Source organism: Aminobacter sp. MET-1 (assembly GCF_026521175.1).
Lineage (GTDB): Bacteria > Pseudomonadota > Alphaproteobacteria > Rhizobiales > Rhizobiaceae > Aminobacter.
The window spans coordinates 1-245 of sequence record NZ_JAMSHL010000162.1 but is presented as its reverse complement, the minus strand read 5'-3'; the positions used below and the strand labels follow the sequence as shown (position 1 = coordinate 245).

1 pseudogene is annotated in these 245 nt (G+C 64.1%); it reads right to left on the bottom strand.

Annotation, left to right across the window (positions count from 1 at the left end):
- Positions 1–245 (bottom strand): annotated as a pseudogene (locus tag NDO48_RS29470) (phenylacetic acid degradation protein PaaY); the annotation flags it as partial.

Genomic DNA, 245 nt, shown 5'->3' with positions numbered 1-245 from the left:
CTGCGTTCATCCCCACCAGCACGTCCTCGCCAATGCGGCAGCCGTGCAGCACCGCGCCGTGGCCAATATGACCGTTGCACCCGACCACCGTGTCGCTGTCGGGGAAACCATGCATTACACAGGTATCCTGGATATTGGCACCCTCCTCCAGGACGATCCGGCCGAAGTCGCCACGCAGGCTGGCCAGGGGCCCGACATAGCAGTTCGGACCGATGATCACGTCGCCGATCAGCACCGCACTGGGA